Origin of the sequence: Litchfieldella anticariensis FP35 = DSM 16096 (assembly GCF_000409775.1) — a bacterium.
Classification (GTDB): Bacteria; Pseudomonadota; Gammaproteobacteria; order Pseudomonadales; family Halomonadaceae; genus Litchfieldella; species Litchfieldella anticariensis.
This window is the reverse complement of sequence record NZ_KE332392.1, coordinates 60210-74136: the sequence shown is the minus strand read 5'-3', so window position 1 is coordinate 74136 and position 13927 is coordinate 60210. Positions and strand designations below refer to the sequence as shown.

The 13927-nt window shown below is 61.0% G+C and carries 13 protein-coding genes; 7 read left to right on the top strand and 6 right to left on the bottom strand.

Annotated elements, in window-relative coordinates:
• Nucleotides 1-3 precede the first annotated feature (3 nt).
• Together glcF and L861_RS15905 are read left to right on the top strand one after the other, a co-directional pair.
• Entirely contained in the window at nt 4-1275 is a 1272-nt protein-coding gene (gene glcF, locus L861_RS15910; protein ID WP_016417655.1) for a glycolate oxidase subunit GlcF, read from the top strand.
• 81 nt (nt 1276-1356) lie between these two features.
• Nucleotides 1357-1758: a GlcG/HbpS family heme-binding protein gene (locus L861_RS15905; protein ID WP_016417654.1), complete on the top strand. Its 402-nt coding sequence runs from the start codon at nt 1357-1359 to the stop codon at nt 1756-1758.
• 9 nt (nt 1759-1767) lie between these two features.
• Here the strand turns inward: L861_RS15905 and metX are convergent, their stop codons facing one another.
• On the bottom strand, nt 1768-2871 hold the full coding sequence (gene metX, locus L861_RS15900; RefSeq protein WP_016417653.1) for a homoserine O-acetyltransferase MetX: 1104 nt from the start codon (nt 2869-2871) through the stop codon (nt 1768-1770).
• Nucleotides 2872-3134: 263 nt separating this feature from the next.
• Between metX and L861_RS15895 the strand changes: the two genes are divergently transcribed.
• The gene (locus tag L861_RS15895; protein WP_016417652.1) at nt 3135-3386 is read left to right on the top strand and encodes a PA2433 domain-containing protein; all 252 of its coding nucleotides are present in this window, start codon (nt 3135-3137) and stop codon (nt 3384-3386) included.
• An 18-nt stretch (nt 3387-3404) separates the two neighbouring features.
• Here L861_RS15895 and L861_RS15890 read toward each other — a convergent pair whose 3' ends face one another.
• A complete protein-coding gene (locus L861_RS15890) occupies nt 3405-4322 on the bottom strand; it encodes a choline sulfate utilization transcriptional regulator (protein ID WP_021029214.1) in 918 nt (305 codons plus the stop codon).
• Between the two features lie 139 nt (nt 4323-4461).
• Here L861_RS15890 and betC point away from each other — a divergent pair, with 139 nt between their 5' ends.
• The 4 genes from betC (at nt 4462) to L861_RS15870 (ending at nt 9843) form a co-directional block, all read left to right on the top strand.
• On the top strand, nt 4462-6009 hold the full coding sequence (gene betC / locus L861_RS15885) for a choline-sulfatase (protein WP_016417650.1): 1548 nt from the start codon (nt 4462-4464) through the stop codon (nt 6007-6009).
• Nucleotides 6006-7655: a SulP family inorganic anion transporter gene (locus L861_RS15880; RefSeq protein WP_016417649.1), complete on the top strand. Its 1650-nt coding sequence runs from the start codon at nt 6006-6008 to the stop codon at nt 7653-7655. Before betC ends, L861_RS15880 begins: the two co-directional genes overlap by 4 nt.
• Before the next feature lie 130 nt (nt 7656-7785).
• The gene (locus L861_RS15875; protein WP_016417648.1) at nt 7786-9435 is read left to right on the top strand and encodes a BCCT family transporter; all 1650 of its coding nucleotides are present in this window, start codon (nt 7786-7788) and stop codon (nt 9433-9435) included.
• Between the two features lie 141 nt (nt 9436-9576).
• Nucleotides 9577-9843 carry a DksA/TraR family C4-type zinc finger protein gene (locus L861_RS15870; RefSeq protein WP_016417647.1) on the top strand — a complete coding sequence of 89 codons (267 nt, stop codon included), beginning with the start codon at nt 9577-9579 and terminating at the stop codon, nt 9841-9843.
• A 1-nt stretch (nt 9844) separates the two neighbouring features.
• On the opposite strand, the gene L861_RS15865 is transcribed toward L861_RS15870, so the two are convergent.
• The 4 genes from L861_RS15865 to L861_RS15850 form a co-directional block, all read right to left on the bottom strand.
• Nucleotides 9845-10144 carry a hypothetical protein gene (locus tag L861_RS15865; RefSeq protein WP_016417646.1) on the bottom strand — a complete coding sequence of 100 codons (300 nt, stop codon included), beginning with the start codon at nt 10142-10144 and terminating at the stop codon, nt 9845-9847.
• A gap of 174 nt (nt 10145-10318) precedes the next feature.
• Nucleotides 10319-11206 carry an NAD(P)-dependent oxidoreductase gene (locus L861_RS15860; protein ID WP_016417645.1) on the bottom strand — a complete coding sequence of 296 codons (888 nt, stop codon included), beginning with the start codon at nt 11204-11206 and terminating at the stop codon, nt 10319-10321.
• A gap of 206 nt (nt 11207-11412) precedes the next feature.
• Entirely contained in the window at nt 11413-12864 is a 1452-nt protein-coding gene (locus L861_RS15855; RefSeq protein ID WP_016417643.1) for an NAD-dependent succinate-semialdehyde dehydrogenase, read from the bottom strand.
• Between the two features lie 81 nt (nt 12865-12945).
• The gene (locus tag L861_RS15850; RefSeq protein ID WP_016417642.1) at nt 12946-13869 is read right to left on the bottom strand and encodes a 2-hydroxyacid dehydrogenase; all 924 of its coding nucleotides are present in this window, start codon (nt 13867-13869) and stop codon (nt 12946-12948) included.
• Between the last annotated feature and the right edge of the window lie 58 nt (nt 13870-13927).

Here is a 13927-nt window from a genome sequence, read left to right as displayed (position 1 = left end):
GACATGCAGACCCATTTCACCGAGGAAGACCTCAAGAAGCCGCACATCCGCGAGGCGGACCGAGTACTGCGCACCTGCGTGCACTGCGGGTTCTGCAACGCCACCTGCCCCACCTATCAGTTACTGGGTGACGAGCGGGACGGCCCACGCGGGCGCATCTACCTGATGAAGGAACTACTGGAGAGCCGTGACGACGACGACCAGGTCACCGAGGAGACCCGACTGCACCTGGATCGTTGTCTGACCTGCCGCAACTGCGAAACCACCTGTCCCTCCGGTGTCGAATACCACAAGCTGCTCGACATCGGCCGCGCCGAGATCGAACGTCGGGTGCCACGCAAGGCCAGCGAACGCGCGTTGCTCTATGGGTTACGCAAGGCACTGGTCGACCCCAAGCGTTTCCAGGCACTGCTCAAGCTGGGACTGACCTTCCGACCGCTGGTGCCCGGCACGCTCAGGGACAAGATGCCGCTAGCGCCGGTGGATGCCGGCAAGCGCCCGGATGGTAAGCGCCACACCCGTCAGATGCTGATTCTCGAAGGCTGCGTGCAACCGGGTCTGTCACCCAACACCAATGCCGCCACCGCTCGGGTGCTCGACCGGCTGGGCATCGGCCTGACCCCGGCGCCGGAAGCCGGTTGCTGCGGCGCCATCGACTATCACTTGAATGCCCAGAACGATGGCCGCGCCCGCATGCGCGCCAATATCGATGCCTGGTGGCCGCACGTGGAGAACGGCTGTGAGGCCATCGTGCAAACCGCCAGCGGCTGCGGTGCCTTCGTCAAGGAGTACGGCGAAATGCTCGCCGACGACCCTGACTACGCCGAAAAGGCCAAGCGCATCAGCGAGCTGGCCAAGGACCTGGTGGAAGTCCTACGCGGCGAGGATCTCGACGCCCTGGCCATCAAAGAGAGCAAACGACTGGCTTTTCACTGCCCCTGTACCCTGCAACATGCCCAGAAGCTCAGTGGTGCCGTGGAAGCTGTATTGACGCAGTTAGGGTTCTCGCTGACACCAGTACAGGATGCCCATCTATGCTGCGGCTCAGCGGGCACCTACTCGATCACCCAGCCGGAACTGGCGACCCAGTTGCGTGACAACAAGCTCGACGCCCTGGAAGCCGGCGATCCAGAATTGATCGTCACCGCCAATATCGGCTGTCAGACCCATCTCGCCGGTGCCGGTAGAACGCCCGTCAGGCATTGGATCGAAATCGTCGATGAGGCATTGACACCAGCTACGAGCAACGAGCCTCGGGCTACGAGCAGCCCGTAGCCCGAAGCCCGAAGCCCGAAGCCCGAAGCCCGAAGCCCGAAGCCCGAAGCCCGAAGCCAATATCAACCAAGGAGCACCACAATGAAAACCAAAACCGTACTCACCCTCGCCGACGTCAACGCCATCCTCGATGCCGCGCAGCAGGAAGCCGAGGCCAATGGTTGGGCAGTGACCATCGCCGTGGCCGACGATGGCGGCCATCTTCTCGGCCTGCGCCGCCTCGATGGCGCTGCACCGATGACCCCAAGCGTGGCCACCGAGAAGGCACGTAGTTCCGCCCTCGGCGCCCGCGAGACGCAGGCCTTCGAAGAGATGATCAACGGCGGCCGCAACGCGTTCCTCTCCGCTCCGCTCTCGGGCATGCTCTCCGGCGGCGTGCCGGTATTGGTCGATGGCCAGGTCGCTGGCACCGTGGGCGTTTCCGGCGTCAAGCCGGATCAGGACGTGCAGATCGCCAAGGCAGGAGTCGCCGCCATCGGCTGAGCTTGGGGTTCAGGAACTATGCGCTAGAAACTCCGCCACCATCGGCGCGAAGCGTTCGCTATCGACCAGGAAGGCATCATGCCCCTGAATCGAGCCGAGTTCGTGGTAGCTGACGGCTACCCCGGCATGCTCCAGCAATTCGGCGACCTGCCGCTGCTGCCACAGCGGGAACAGCCAGTCGGTCGTCACACCGGCAACCAGCGCACGCTTCGCATCGATTCGTCGGACAGCGGCCTCCAGCGAGCCGTCGCCGTGCTCGGCCATGTCGAACAGATCCATTGCCTGCGACAGATAGAGATAGCAGTTGGCATCGAACCTGTCGGCGAATTTACGTGCGTTCGCCTCCATATAGGACTGTACCTGGAACGCCATCGCGAACGGGTTCGCGCTGTCGTCTGAGCCTTCGAGTCGTTCACGATCGAAGCGCTGTAACCACTCCTCGGCGGAACGGTAAGTGAGAATGCCGAGTTGGCGTGCCACACGCATGCCATCTTTCGGGCCCTCGCCCGGTGCGTAGTTGCCACCGGCCCAGGCCGGGTCGGCACGTACCGCCTCGCGTTGAATGGAGCGCAGGGCAATGGTGAACGGGGTCGCATGGGCAGCCGCCGAGATACTGATGATGTCGCGGTAGGTGCCTGGATACATGACGGCGTAGGCGAGCGCGTCCATACCGCCTAGCGAAGCGCCGGCCACGGTGTGTACATGGTCGATGCCAAGGGCACGGCACGCGCCGCGTGCGGCCGCCACGATGTCCTCCACCGAAAGCTTGGGGAAGTCGAGTCGATAGGGTTGCCCGGTAGCCGGATTGATCGAAGCAGGGCCGGTGGAACCGAAGCAACTGCCGAGCGAGTTGATGGCAATGACGAAGAACCGCTCGGTGTCGATGGGCTTGCCCGGCCCGATCATATATTCCCACCAGCCAGGTGATGGATCAGCCATCGAGGACGCCGCGTGTGCGCTGGGCGACAATCCAGTGAACAGTAGCAGCGCGTTGTCGCCCTGGCCGCGAAGCTCGCCCCAGGTCTCATAGGCAATGGTCACGGATGGCAGTTCGCCACCACGATACATGCGCACAGGGCCTGGCAATTCAATGAAGCGGCGTGCATCAGGCATCGGTAATTCGCTCCTCGCCAGCCAATCATTATATTTAGGAATAGGAATCGTCCCAGAGTTCGGCCAAGACGCCAAGCCGACATGAGTCGATCGATCGGCGTAACGATGAGAGCACGGCAAAAGCCGTTTTCTCTACTTGGAACTATACTTCAGCGGGTTGGACGCTGCCTGAGCCATCGCCTCATCAATGCGACGGCGATATGGCCAGTGAGTCAATGTGCTTGGGATCGAACGTCCTACTACCACCGCAGGGAGGATGGAAAATGATCAAAAAACTGTTTGCCGCACTTGCGCTCATGCTGTTCATGTCACCGGCCTGGGCCCACATGTGCCCCTCGTTGATGGGGGAAATCGACGAGGCACTGGCCGATGAAGCCGTGGTTGCCGAACTCGACGAGGGTCAGCTCGAGAAGGTTCGCGAACTACGCCAGCAAGGTGAGCAATATCACAACGATGGCGAGCATGACCAATCCGTGGAGACACTGAACGATGCCAAGGGAATTCTGGGTATTTGACCGCATGCTGGATGGGGGTCACTCGACCCTCATCCCCTCCGCACAGGCCAGTACCCATTCCTGAAAAGCCCGTTTCGCTTCGCCAGGGGAATCCGGCCGGGCATCGATCAATCCGTAGCCACGCGGCGTGCACAGACGGAGGTCTTGCAAACCGACCAGCATCCCGCTGTCGAGCATATCGTCGATCAGTCCTCGCCATCCCATTCCGACACCCTGACCGGCGATCGCTGCCTGGATCAGCAACGTATAGTTATTGAACGTCAGTTCCGACGAACCCAGATAGCCGGTGCCCGCCAGTTGCTCGAAGTAGCTCGGCCAGTCCAGCCAGCTCTGTCCCTGCTCGGCGGTCAATGTCAAAAGTGGCGCCTCGCTGAGTGTTTCGAGATTTTCGAGCGGCCCATGCTGCTGCAGGAAGCCCGGACTGCAGACCGGTAAGACCTCTTCCTGGAACAACTGTGGCACCCCACTCGCCAAAGTCCGCTCATCGCAAAACAGGATGGCGATGTCCACTTCCTGAGTACGCCAATCGAGAACGCCCTGATTGGTCACGATGCGCACGTCGATATGCGGATGCTGTTCACGGAAGCGCGGCAGCCGCGGCATCAGCCAGTAAGCCGCGAACGAAAAGTCGGTGAGAATGTTCACGTGCGGATGGCGATGCCGATGCTGGAGACGGTCGATCGTGCGATCGATGGTCGCAAAGCCTTCCTGCACACCGACGAAAAGCGCCTGCCCCGCCTCGGTCAACTGCACCCCACGGTAAATACGCTCGAACAACGGCAAGCCGAGATTCTCTTCCAAGGTACGTATCTGCTGGCTGACGGCCGACTGCGTCGAGCGCAGTTCGCGTGCCGCGGCAGTGAAACTCAGATGCCGAGCCGCCGCCTCGAACACCCGCAAACTGTTGGGCGACGCCGCCCTAGCTATCCACGACATTAGCTTGACTAATGCCTCCCATAAAAATTTACCGAGTTTACAGACCTTGAGATTAGCAGAGAGACTGTTGCGACAGCCAGTCAAGACGCGGTTCGAGCACCCGCAATTACAGCTCGCTTCTACAACAAGAGGAGGCCCCATGTCGCGCAAGCAACCTAACATCCTGTTCCTGATGGCCGATCAGATGACGGCGTCGGCCCTGCCCATCTACGGTCACCCGCTGGTCAAGACGCCGCACCTGTCACGCCTGGCCGCGGAAGGCGTGGTCTTCGATTCGGCATATTGCAACAGCCCACTGTGCGCGCCATCACGTTTCACATTGATGGCCGGCCAGCTACCATCGCGCATCGGTGGCTACGACAACGCCGCCGACTTTTCCGCCGACACTCCGACCTTCGCCCATTACCTGCGCGACGCCGGCTACTACACCGCATTGTCCGGCAAGATGCACTTCTGCGGTCCGGATCAACTCCATGGCTTCGAGGAACGCCTGACGACCGACATCTATCCGGCCGACTATGGCTGGTTCGTCGACTGGGAGAACTTCGAAACCCGACCAACCTACTACCACAACATGTCCTCGGTCACCCAGGCTGGCCCCTGCGTGCGCTCCAACCAGCTCGACTTCGACGACGAGGTCGCCTTCCGTGCCAAGCGCTTTCTTTACGACTATGTTCGTAACAACCCGGCACGCAATGGCGAGCAGCGTCCCTTCTGCCTGACCGTATCGCTGACTCATCCCCACGATCCCTACACCATCCCGCAGGAGTACTGGGATCGCTACGACCACGACGACATCGATATGCCTCGTGTGCCCTACTCACGCGAGCTGATGGACCCACATTCCAAGCGCCTGCGCCATGTCTATCAGCTCGACGAGGACACCGTCAGTGACGAGCAGATTCGCAACGCACGCCATGCCTATTACGGGGCGATCAGCTATGTCGACGATCAGATCGGCTCCGTGCTGAAGGCCTTGAAAGAAACCGGGCTCGACGAAGACACCATCATCGTATTCTCCGGCGACCACGGCGACATGCTGGGAGAACGTGGCCTCTGGTACAAGATGAGCTGGTTTGAGGACTCGGCACGCGTGCCGATGATCATCCGTGCGCCGGGGCACTTCGCACCAGGGCGGGTCAGCGAATCGGTATCGACCATGGATCTGCTACCCACGTTTGCCGAGATCGCCCATGACGGCAAGGCTCCAGAATATGCGGTGCCCGTCGACGGTCGCAGCCTGTTACCGCATCTGACCGGCAACGGTGGCCACGACGAAGTGATTGGCGAATACCTTGGTGAAGGCGCCATAGCGCCGCTGCTGATGATTCGCCGTGGACGCTACAAGTTCGTCCACACGGCACCGGACCCGGACCAGTTGTTCGACCTCGAGGCCGATCCATTGGAACTCAACAACCTGGCCGAGGACCCGGCGCACCTGGATCTGTGCAAGCAGTTCCGCAACGAGGTCGCGAGCCGCTGGGACTATGAACGACTGCATGACGAGGTGATTGCCAGCCAGCGACGCCGCAAGCTGGTCTCACGCGCGCTCATGCAGGGCAAGGTCACCCCCTGGGATCACCAGCCAGCATTCGATGCCAGCACGCAATACATGCGCAACACCATCGACCTGGACGATCTCGAGCGGCGTGCACGCTTCCCGGTAGTCTCTTCTGATCAGCCATGATGACGTCGCCGACCGACCTCCGCCGGCAACCGGCCAGGCTACAGCGTTGGTTGCCGTTTCTCGGCTGGCTGCCGCAGCAGACCTCGCGTTCGCTGCGTGCCGATGCCATCGCCGGCTTGACTGGTGCGGTGCTGGTCGTGCCTCAAGGGGTAGCCTATGCCTTGCTAGCCGGGCTACCCCCGGAGTATGGCCTGTACACTGCCATCGTCCCGGCCATTCTGGCTGCGTTGTTTGGTTCTTCACGGCAGATGGTCTGCGGGCCGACGGCGGCACTGTCGATCGCGCTGTTCGCCACCCTCCGCCCCTTCGCCGAGGCGGGAAGCAGTGAGTTCATCACCCTGGTGCTGACGCTGACCTTTCTTGCCGGCGCCTTCCAGCTGTTGCTGGGCCTGGCACGACTGGGAGTGCTGGTCGATCTCGTCTCGCATTCGGTGGTGACGGGTTTCACCGCCGGTGCCGCACTGATCATCGCCACCAGCCAGCTACCCTATGCACTGGGGCTAGCCCCCCTGGGGAGCAGCGGCTTTCTCGATGTCTGGCCCCAGCTGTTCGCACGGCTCGGCGACATCCGCCCCGATGCCGTGCTGATCGCCGGGTTCACACTCGCCGCTTGTCTGGCGTTCCAACGCTGGCTGCCACGCTGGCCGGGCATGCTGCTGTCGCTCGTGACCGCCTCGCTGCTGGCCGCCTGGCTCGATCCGCAGCGAGTCGAGATCCTGCGCATTGCTGAGGTGCCGGCCGGCCTGCCCCCGCTCTCGGCGCCAGACCTTTCCCTCGATACCCTGCGCTTACTGACACCTGGCGCCATCGCCCTGGGGCTTCTGGGATTGGTCCAAACCGCAGCGATCGCACGGGCCTTCGCTGCGCGCTCGGGCGAGCGGCTGAATAATAACCAGGAGTTCATCGGCCAGGGGCTGTCCAATCTCGGCGGCGCCTTCTTCTCCGGGTATGTCTCGTCGGGGTCGCTCACCCGCGCGGGACTCAACGCCAGTGCAGGAGCCTGTTCGCCACTGGCAGCGGTATTATCCGCGCTGTTCCTGATCCCGATCGTGCTGCTCGCAGCACCACTGCTGCACCACATACCGATGCCCGCCCTGGCCGGCCAGCTGTTGCTGATCGCCGCCAAGCTGGTCGATCGGCATAGCATTCGCGAGGCACTGGCTATCAGCCGCTCGGAAGCGGCGGTGCTATTGATCACTTTCTTCAGCACCCTGCTGCTGGCCTTGGAAATCGCCATCTACTTCGGCGTGCTGGCCTCGTTGGCACTCTACCTGCGCCGCACCACCCGGCCGCCGGTGGTCGAATGCACGCTGTCACAAGCTCCACAAACCATCCAGCAAGCCGTGGAGGAGCCATGCTGTAATGTAGTCAGAATCGACGGATCGCTGTTCTTCGGTGCCTGCGAATCGGTCTCCCGACGGCTCGAACGTTTCGACCAACCAACCCTGGTGGTTCTGGCGGCGGGCATCAACTTCATCGACCTGAGCGGCATCCATCTACTCCAGCGCCAAGCACGCCTTTGCCATGCCCGAGGCGGAAAACTGTACCTGGCCTGGACAAAGCCTGACGTCATGGCTCGCTTGCAACGGGCGGGCCTCGTCGACAACGACCACCACCATGACAAGCCAATAGCAATAACAATATGAGAGGAAACCCCATGACACACAGACAATTCAAACACGAGAAAAGTACTGCCGTTATTCCATGACTCCAACAGTGTGGGCTTATGACAACAACCTTAAGTTCTACATCGTATTATAATAAGGAGAAGTACTCATGAACATTCCGAGCGACCCGGTGTCGCCTCCCATGACTAGCGACATGCAAACGGATTACATCGTTGGCCAAGACAATGTCAAAGGTCGACTGGGGCCTATCGGCTTCGACATACACAATCGAGTCTTTATCGTATCGGCGCTCGCTTCGATCGTCTTCATAGTTCTCACCCTGTTGTTTCCGGAGAGAGCGGGGAGCCTTTTCCAGTCCATTGTCGGTTTCTCTACCGGGACGCTGGACTGGTATTTCATGATCGTGGTGGATTTCTTCATCCTGTTCTGTATAGCGCTCGTCGTCCTGCCCTATGGGTCGGTCAGGCTGGGGGGGCCCAATGCCCGACCGGAGCACAGTTACCTGTCCTGGTTTGCGATGCTGTTCACCGCTGGCATCGGTATCGGACTGTTGTTCTTCAGTGTGCTGGAGCCGGTCTATCATGCCAACGTCTCCTTGCCATTGGGCATTGCTTCTCCTTTCGGGGCTGATGGTGAACTGAACCCGGAGGCCATTCCTGAAGCAACTGCCCTGGGCCTTGCCGGCACCTTTCTCCATTGGGGCATACATGGTTGGGCCGTCTATGTGGTCATGGCGTTGGCTCTGGCCATTTTTTCCTATAACAAGGGCCTGCCATTCTCCATTCGTTCGGCGTTTTTCCCGATCCTCGGCGATCGTGTCTGGGGTTGGTGGGGGCATGTGATCGACATCCTGGCGGTGTTTTCCACCTTGTTTGGACTGGCCACGGCGCTTGGACTCGGGGCACAGCAGGCCAATGCAGGGATGAATTTCGTCTTTGGTCTGGAGATCAGCACCACCTTTCAGGTCATCGTTATCCTGCTGGTAACGGCAGTGGCACTGGTGTCGGTCTGGCGTGGCCTCGAGGGCGGCGTGAAAAAGCTCTCCGAGATCAATATGATCCTGGCCGTGTTGTTCTTCTTCTTCGTACTGTTCGCCGGCCCTACGCTGGTGGGCCTGAACGGGTTCTGGTCGGGGCTCTCGACCTATGTGACGGAGTTCGTGCCGTTGTCGGCCCCCTTCGGTCGTGACGATGATGCCTATCGTCAAGCATGGTCAGTCTTCTACTGGGCCTGGTGGGTCAGCTGGGCACCGTTCGTCGGCATGTTCATCGCTCGGGTGTCTCGTGGGCGCACGATTCGGGAATTCGTGATCTGTGTGTTGGTGATTCCCAGTCTGTTCATCTTCATCTGGATGGGCGTCTTCGGTGGCATCGCGCTCGATCAGCTCTATGCCGACCCCGGCAACAGCCTGGTCAAAGCCCACGTGATCGACAATTACAGCCCCGAGCTGTCGCTGTTCGGCATGCTGAACGAACTGCCGCTGACGGGCCTGATGTCGACGCTTGGCATCATTCTGGCGTTGATTTTCTTCGTCACCTCGTCGGATTCCGGCTCCCTGGTGATCGATACCATCACGGCCGGCGGCAAGATCGATGCTCCCAGGCCCCAGCGGATGTTCTGGGCAACGGTGGAAGGATTGATCGCCATCGTGTTGCTTCTCGGCGGCGGCCTGTCGGCGCTTCAGGCCGGGGTGACGGCGACGGCGATTCCGTTCTCTATCGTGATGCTGTTGATGTGCTACACCATCATCAAAGCGCTGAATGGCGAGCTGCGCCAGCTGCGCCGCAAACCTGCCTGAAGAACGCTGAATACGTCATTGAAACGACTTGCTCCCCCGGGCCCGGCGAGACGGGACCGGGAGGAGTGGTCCGAACCGTTCGAATAGCCCAGACTGTCAGGATCGGTAGACGGCTCATCGAGAGCCGAAGGAGACGACATCATGGCTGGAGGTTGGTCGAGGGACGGTGCCGTGCAGGAGCAGATCGACAGCACCATCGAGGACGCGCTGCAGCGGGCGCGCAGCGAGTTACCTCAAGGCGAAAGCCTGAGTCACTGCGAGGAGTGCGGCGACGAGATCCCGCAAGCACGCCGCGACGCCATCAAGGGCGTACGCCTGTGCATCGGCTGCCAGAGCGAGCGCGACAAGCAACGCACCGTGTTCAGCGGCTACAATCGACGCGGCAGCAAGGACAGTCAACTGCGCTGAATCAAGGGCAACGCGTGAGTGACACCACGGCACCATCGCGGTCGAGATAGGTCAGCGTCATGGCGTCATCTTCGACATGCATGCGAAGGCGTTCGCTGCTGGCCATTCCCTCGCCCGAACATTGCAGTTCGGCCGTCCATTCGCTTTCGCCCACTGGAGACGTTTCCATCTCGCAGACATTTTCACGTCCTTCGAAGCGCCCTTTCGAGAGGGTAATCGGTGTGCCCTCACCATCAGACTCACACCAGGCCGGCTCGGCTGCCCAGCGGCCGTAGAGCAAGTCTGCGGAATCGTTGGACATCCTCTCGCCCCCGCTACAGGCCGATATCAGCATAGTGCCCACTGCCACCCACCAAGAGTGTTGTAACTTCATTCCCTGTTCTCATCGCTTGCAGCACAACATCAGTTGGACACCCAATCCAACCTTCGGGGTGTTTCTATGAAGAATCAGTTGCTGGGCCTTGGCCTTGCACCGCTACGGTTGTGAATTGAGACGCCTGAGCTCGCGCATCAAACCGCTGTGGTCGAGGTCGCCATCGCCATGCTCGACCATGGCGGCAAACAGCGCATCGGCCGTACGTGCAATGGGTAGTTCCAGTCCCAACGCTTCGGCCCGCTCTAGTGCGGTACGGGTATCCTTGAGTTGATATTTGGCTGCACCGCCCGGCTCGTAATTCTCTTCGAGCATGCGCTGACCATGCTGGCGAAGTATCGGCGAATCGGCGAAACCTCTGGCCAGGGCATCTCGCACCTTCACCGGGTCGGCCCCTCCTCGCTCGGCGAACAGTAAGGCCTCGGCCACAGTGGCAATGGTGCTGGCGACAATCATCTGGTTGGCCAGTTTGGTTTGCTGGCCAGTGCCGGCGGGGCCGACATGCACCGTGCGGCCCATGACAGAGAGCACGTCCTGCGCCTGATCGAACGTCTTACTGGCACCACCCACCATAATCGCCAGGGTGGCATCCATGGCGCCTTTCTGACCACCCGATACCGGGGCATCCAGGTAGCCCACATCGCGGTCTTCACATTGCCTGGCCTGCTCGACGGCCGTTTCCACCGGAATCGAACTCATCACGATCAGTATGGCGCCGGGCGTCAGGGCGTCGACGGCACTCTTGTCTTCGCTGCCAAACAGCACCGCGTCGCAGGTCGGGCCATCGCTCAGCATGCAGATCAGGAAATCCACGCCGGTAGCAGCTGCGGTGGGCGTATCGCATGCCATGCCCCCGGCCGCCACGATCCTGTCCAGCTTTTCCGGGGAGCGGTTCCAGGCTTGCAGTTCATAGCCGGCTGCCAGCAGGTTGAGCGCCATGGGCTCGCCCATCAGTCCCGTTCCGATAAACCCGATACGTTTGTTGTTCATGCGTCACCTCGTGGCACCTTGATTCCCTCGTCCTCGACATGTATCTGGACGATCATCTCGAAATCCTCGTCGGCACGAAAGCGGCAGACATGCATCACCTTGTCGAGCTAGGCCTTATCGACCAACTATCGTCGTCGCCACTGACGACATAATGTAGCTTGAGTTCTGCGTTATGCATGACGATTATCCTTGTCCGATGAGATACATCAGCGAATACCACCTACACACAGGTACTTGATCTCGATGTAGTCGTCGATACCGTACTTCGAGCCTTCGCGACCGATGCCCGACTCCTTGATGCCGCCGAAGGGTGCCACCTCGCTGGAGATGATGCCCTCGTTCAAGCCGACGATGCCGAATTCGAGAGCTTCCGAGACACGCCAGGAGCGCGCCAGGTCGCGGGTATAAAAGTAGCTGGCCAGGCCAAAGGGCGTATCGTTGGCCAGGGCAATGGCCTCTTCTTCACTGTCGAAGCGGATCAGTGGTGCCACCGGACCGAAGGTTTCTTCGCGCATCAGCAGGGCGTCGCGGGGGACGTCGGTGAGAATTGCCGGTTGCAGGAAGTTGCCACCACGCGGATGAGCCGTGCCTCCCGTCAGTAGATGGGCACCACCCGCCACGGCATCCCCGATATGTTCCTTGACCTTGGCCACGGCGCGCTCGTCGATCAGCGGCCCAAGCGTGATACCTTCCTCGAAGCCGTCACCCACCGCCAGCGCCTCGACGGCGGCCTTGAGCTTGTCGGCGAAGGCATCGTAGATGCCGTTCTGCACGAACACCCGGTTGGCGCACACGCAGGTCTGACCGGTGTTGCGGAACTTGGAGGCCATTACCCCTGCCACGGCGGCATCCAGGTCGGCATCGTCGAAGATGATGAAGGGCGCGTTGCCGCCCAATTCCATGGAAACCTTCTTCACGGTCTTGGCGCAGCGCTCCATGAGCAGTTTGCCGACCTCAGTGGAACCGGTGAAGGAGAGCTTGCGCACCGTCGAGTTATCGGCCAGTTCGTTGCCGACCACGGAGGCCTGCCCAGTAACGATATTCAACACCCCCTTGGGGACGCCCGCCTGCTCGGCCAATTCGGCCAACGCCAGAGCCGAGAACGGCGTGGCGCTGGCCGGCTTGATCACGATGCTGCAGCCCGCCGCCAGGGCGGCAGCAGCCTTACGGGTGATCATGGCATTGGGGAAGTTCCACGGCGTGATCGCCGCCACCACGCCTACTGGCTGCTTGAGAACCATGATGCGGCGGCCTTCGCCGGTGCTGGGGATGATGTCGCCGTAGACCCGCTTGGCTTCCTCGGCGAACCATTCGATGAAGGCCGAGCCGTAGGCGATCTCACCACGGGCCTCAGTCAACGGCTTGCCCTGCTCCAGGGTCAACAGCTGGGCCAGCGCTTCCTGCTGCTCCATGCACAGCTCGAACCAGCGACGTAGGATCACGGCACGCGCCTTGGCGGTCAGCGCCGCCCATAAGGCGCCAGCAACTTCAGCGGCGCGAATGGCGCTACGCACCTCCTGTGCCGAGAGACTGGGTACGCTGCCGATGGCCTCACCGGTCGAGGGGTTGTAAACAGGCACGGTACGGCCATCGGCGGCCGAGACCCAAGTGCCATCGATATAGCACTGTTGACGAAGAAGGGATGTCGCTTGGTTCATGTCGTTATCCTGTCGTTGTGGCACAAGGGCGCCGACGAGCGGCGCAACGATCGCTATTCGTGGCAATATGTTATCGGTGAATCAGTAACCGCGCTGTCGGTCTACGGTGCCGAGCATTTCCTGCCCTGCGCGGTGTCGGGCAATGTTGTCCAGCACCATGTCGATCGCACTCTCCGGCTGCGTCATGCTAGCCACATGAGGTGTCAGCAATATTCGTGGATGGGACCAGATGGGATGCTCTTCCGGTGGCGGCTCGGGGTCGAACACATCCAGCACCGCTGCCGATAGCTGTCCGGAGTCCAGGGCGTCCAGCAGATCCGGCGTGATCAGGTGCGGGCCACGGCCGACATTGACCAGCGAAGCGCCACGCGGCAGTTGGGAAAACAGTGCGGCATTCAGGATGCCGCGGGTAAGCCCGGTCAGCGGCAGCAAGCAAACAAGAATCTCGCTTTCGGCAAGGAAGTCCGGTAGCTCCTTTTCGCCCGAAAAGCACTCCACGCCGGGAATGTCACGTGGGGAACGACTCCAGCCCCGGCAGGCAAAACCCAGACCACTCAAGCGCTCTGCGACTGCCGCACCGAGTTGCCCCAGACCCAGAATGCCAACCCTGCGTCGTGCCGCCGGCAATACCCGACGTGGCTCCCAGATACGCTTTCGCTGCTGGGCAATGTAATGGACCAGATCGCGATGCAGTGCCAGTACCGCCATGATGGCGTACTCTTGCATGGTGGTGACGATGCCCGGCTCCTGCATGCGCACCAGCGGCACACGAGAGGGGATGCTATCGAACTCGAACTGATCGACACCCGCACCGAGTGAAAACACCACCTCGAGATTTGGAAAACGGGCCAAATCCTCTATCGGCGCCCACGTGCCCAGATAGCGCACGTCTGCGGGGCAACCGACATCCGGCCAAAAGCGAAAGTCGATATCCGGCGCGCGCAGGGCGAACAGGCGCTGCCACTCCCGACCACGCTCAGGGTCAGCGTTGTAGACGAAACTCATGACAAGATTCTCCCATCAACCCAGCGCGTGACTGGCCAGGACCTACCGTGCGACGAGT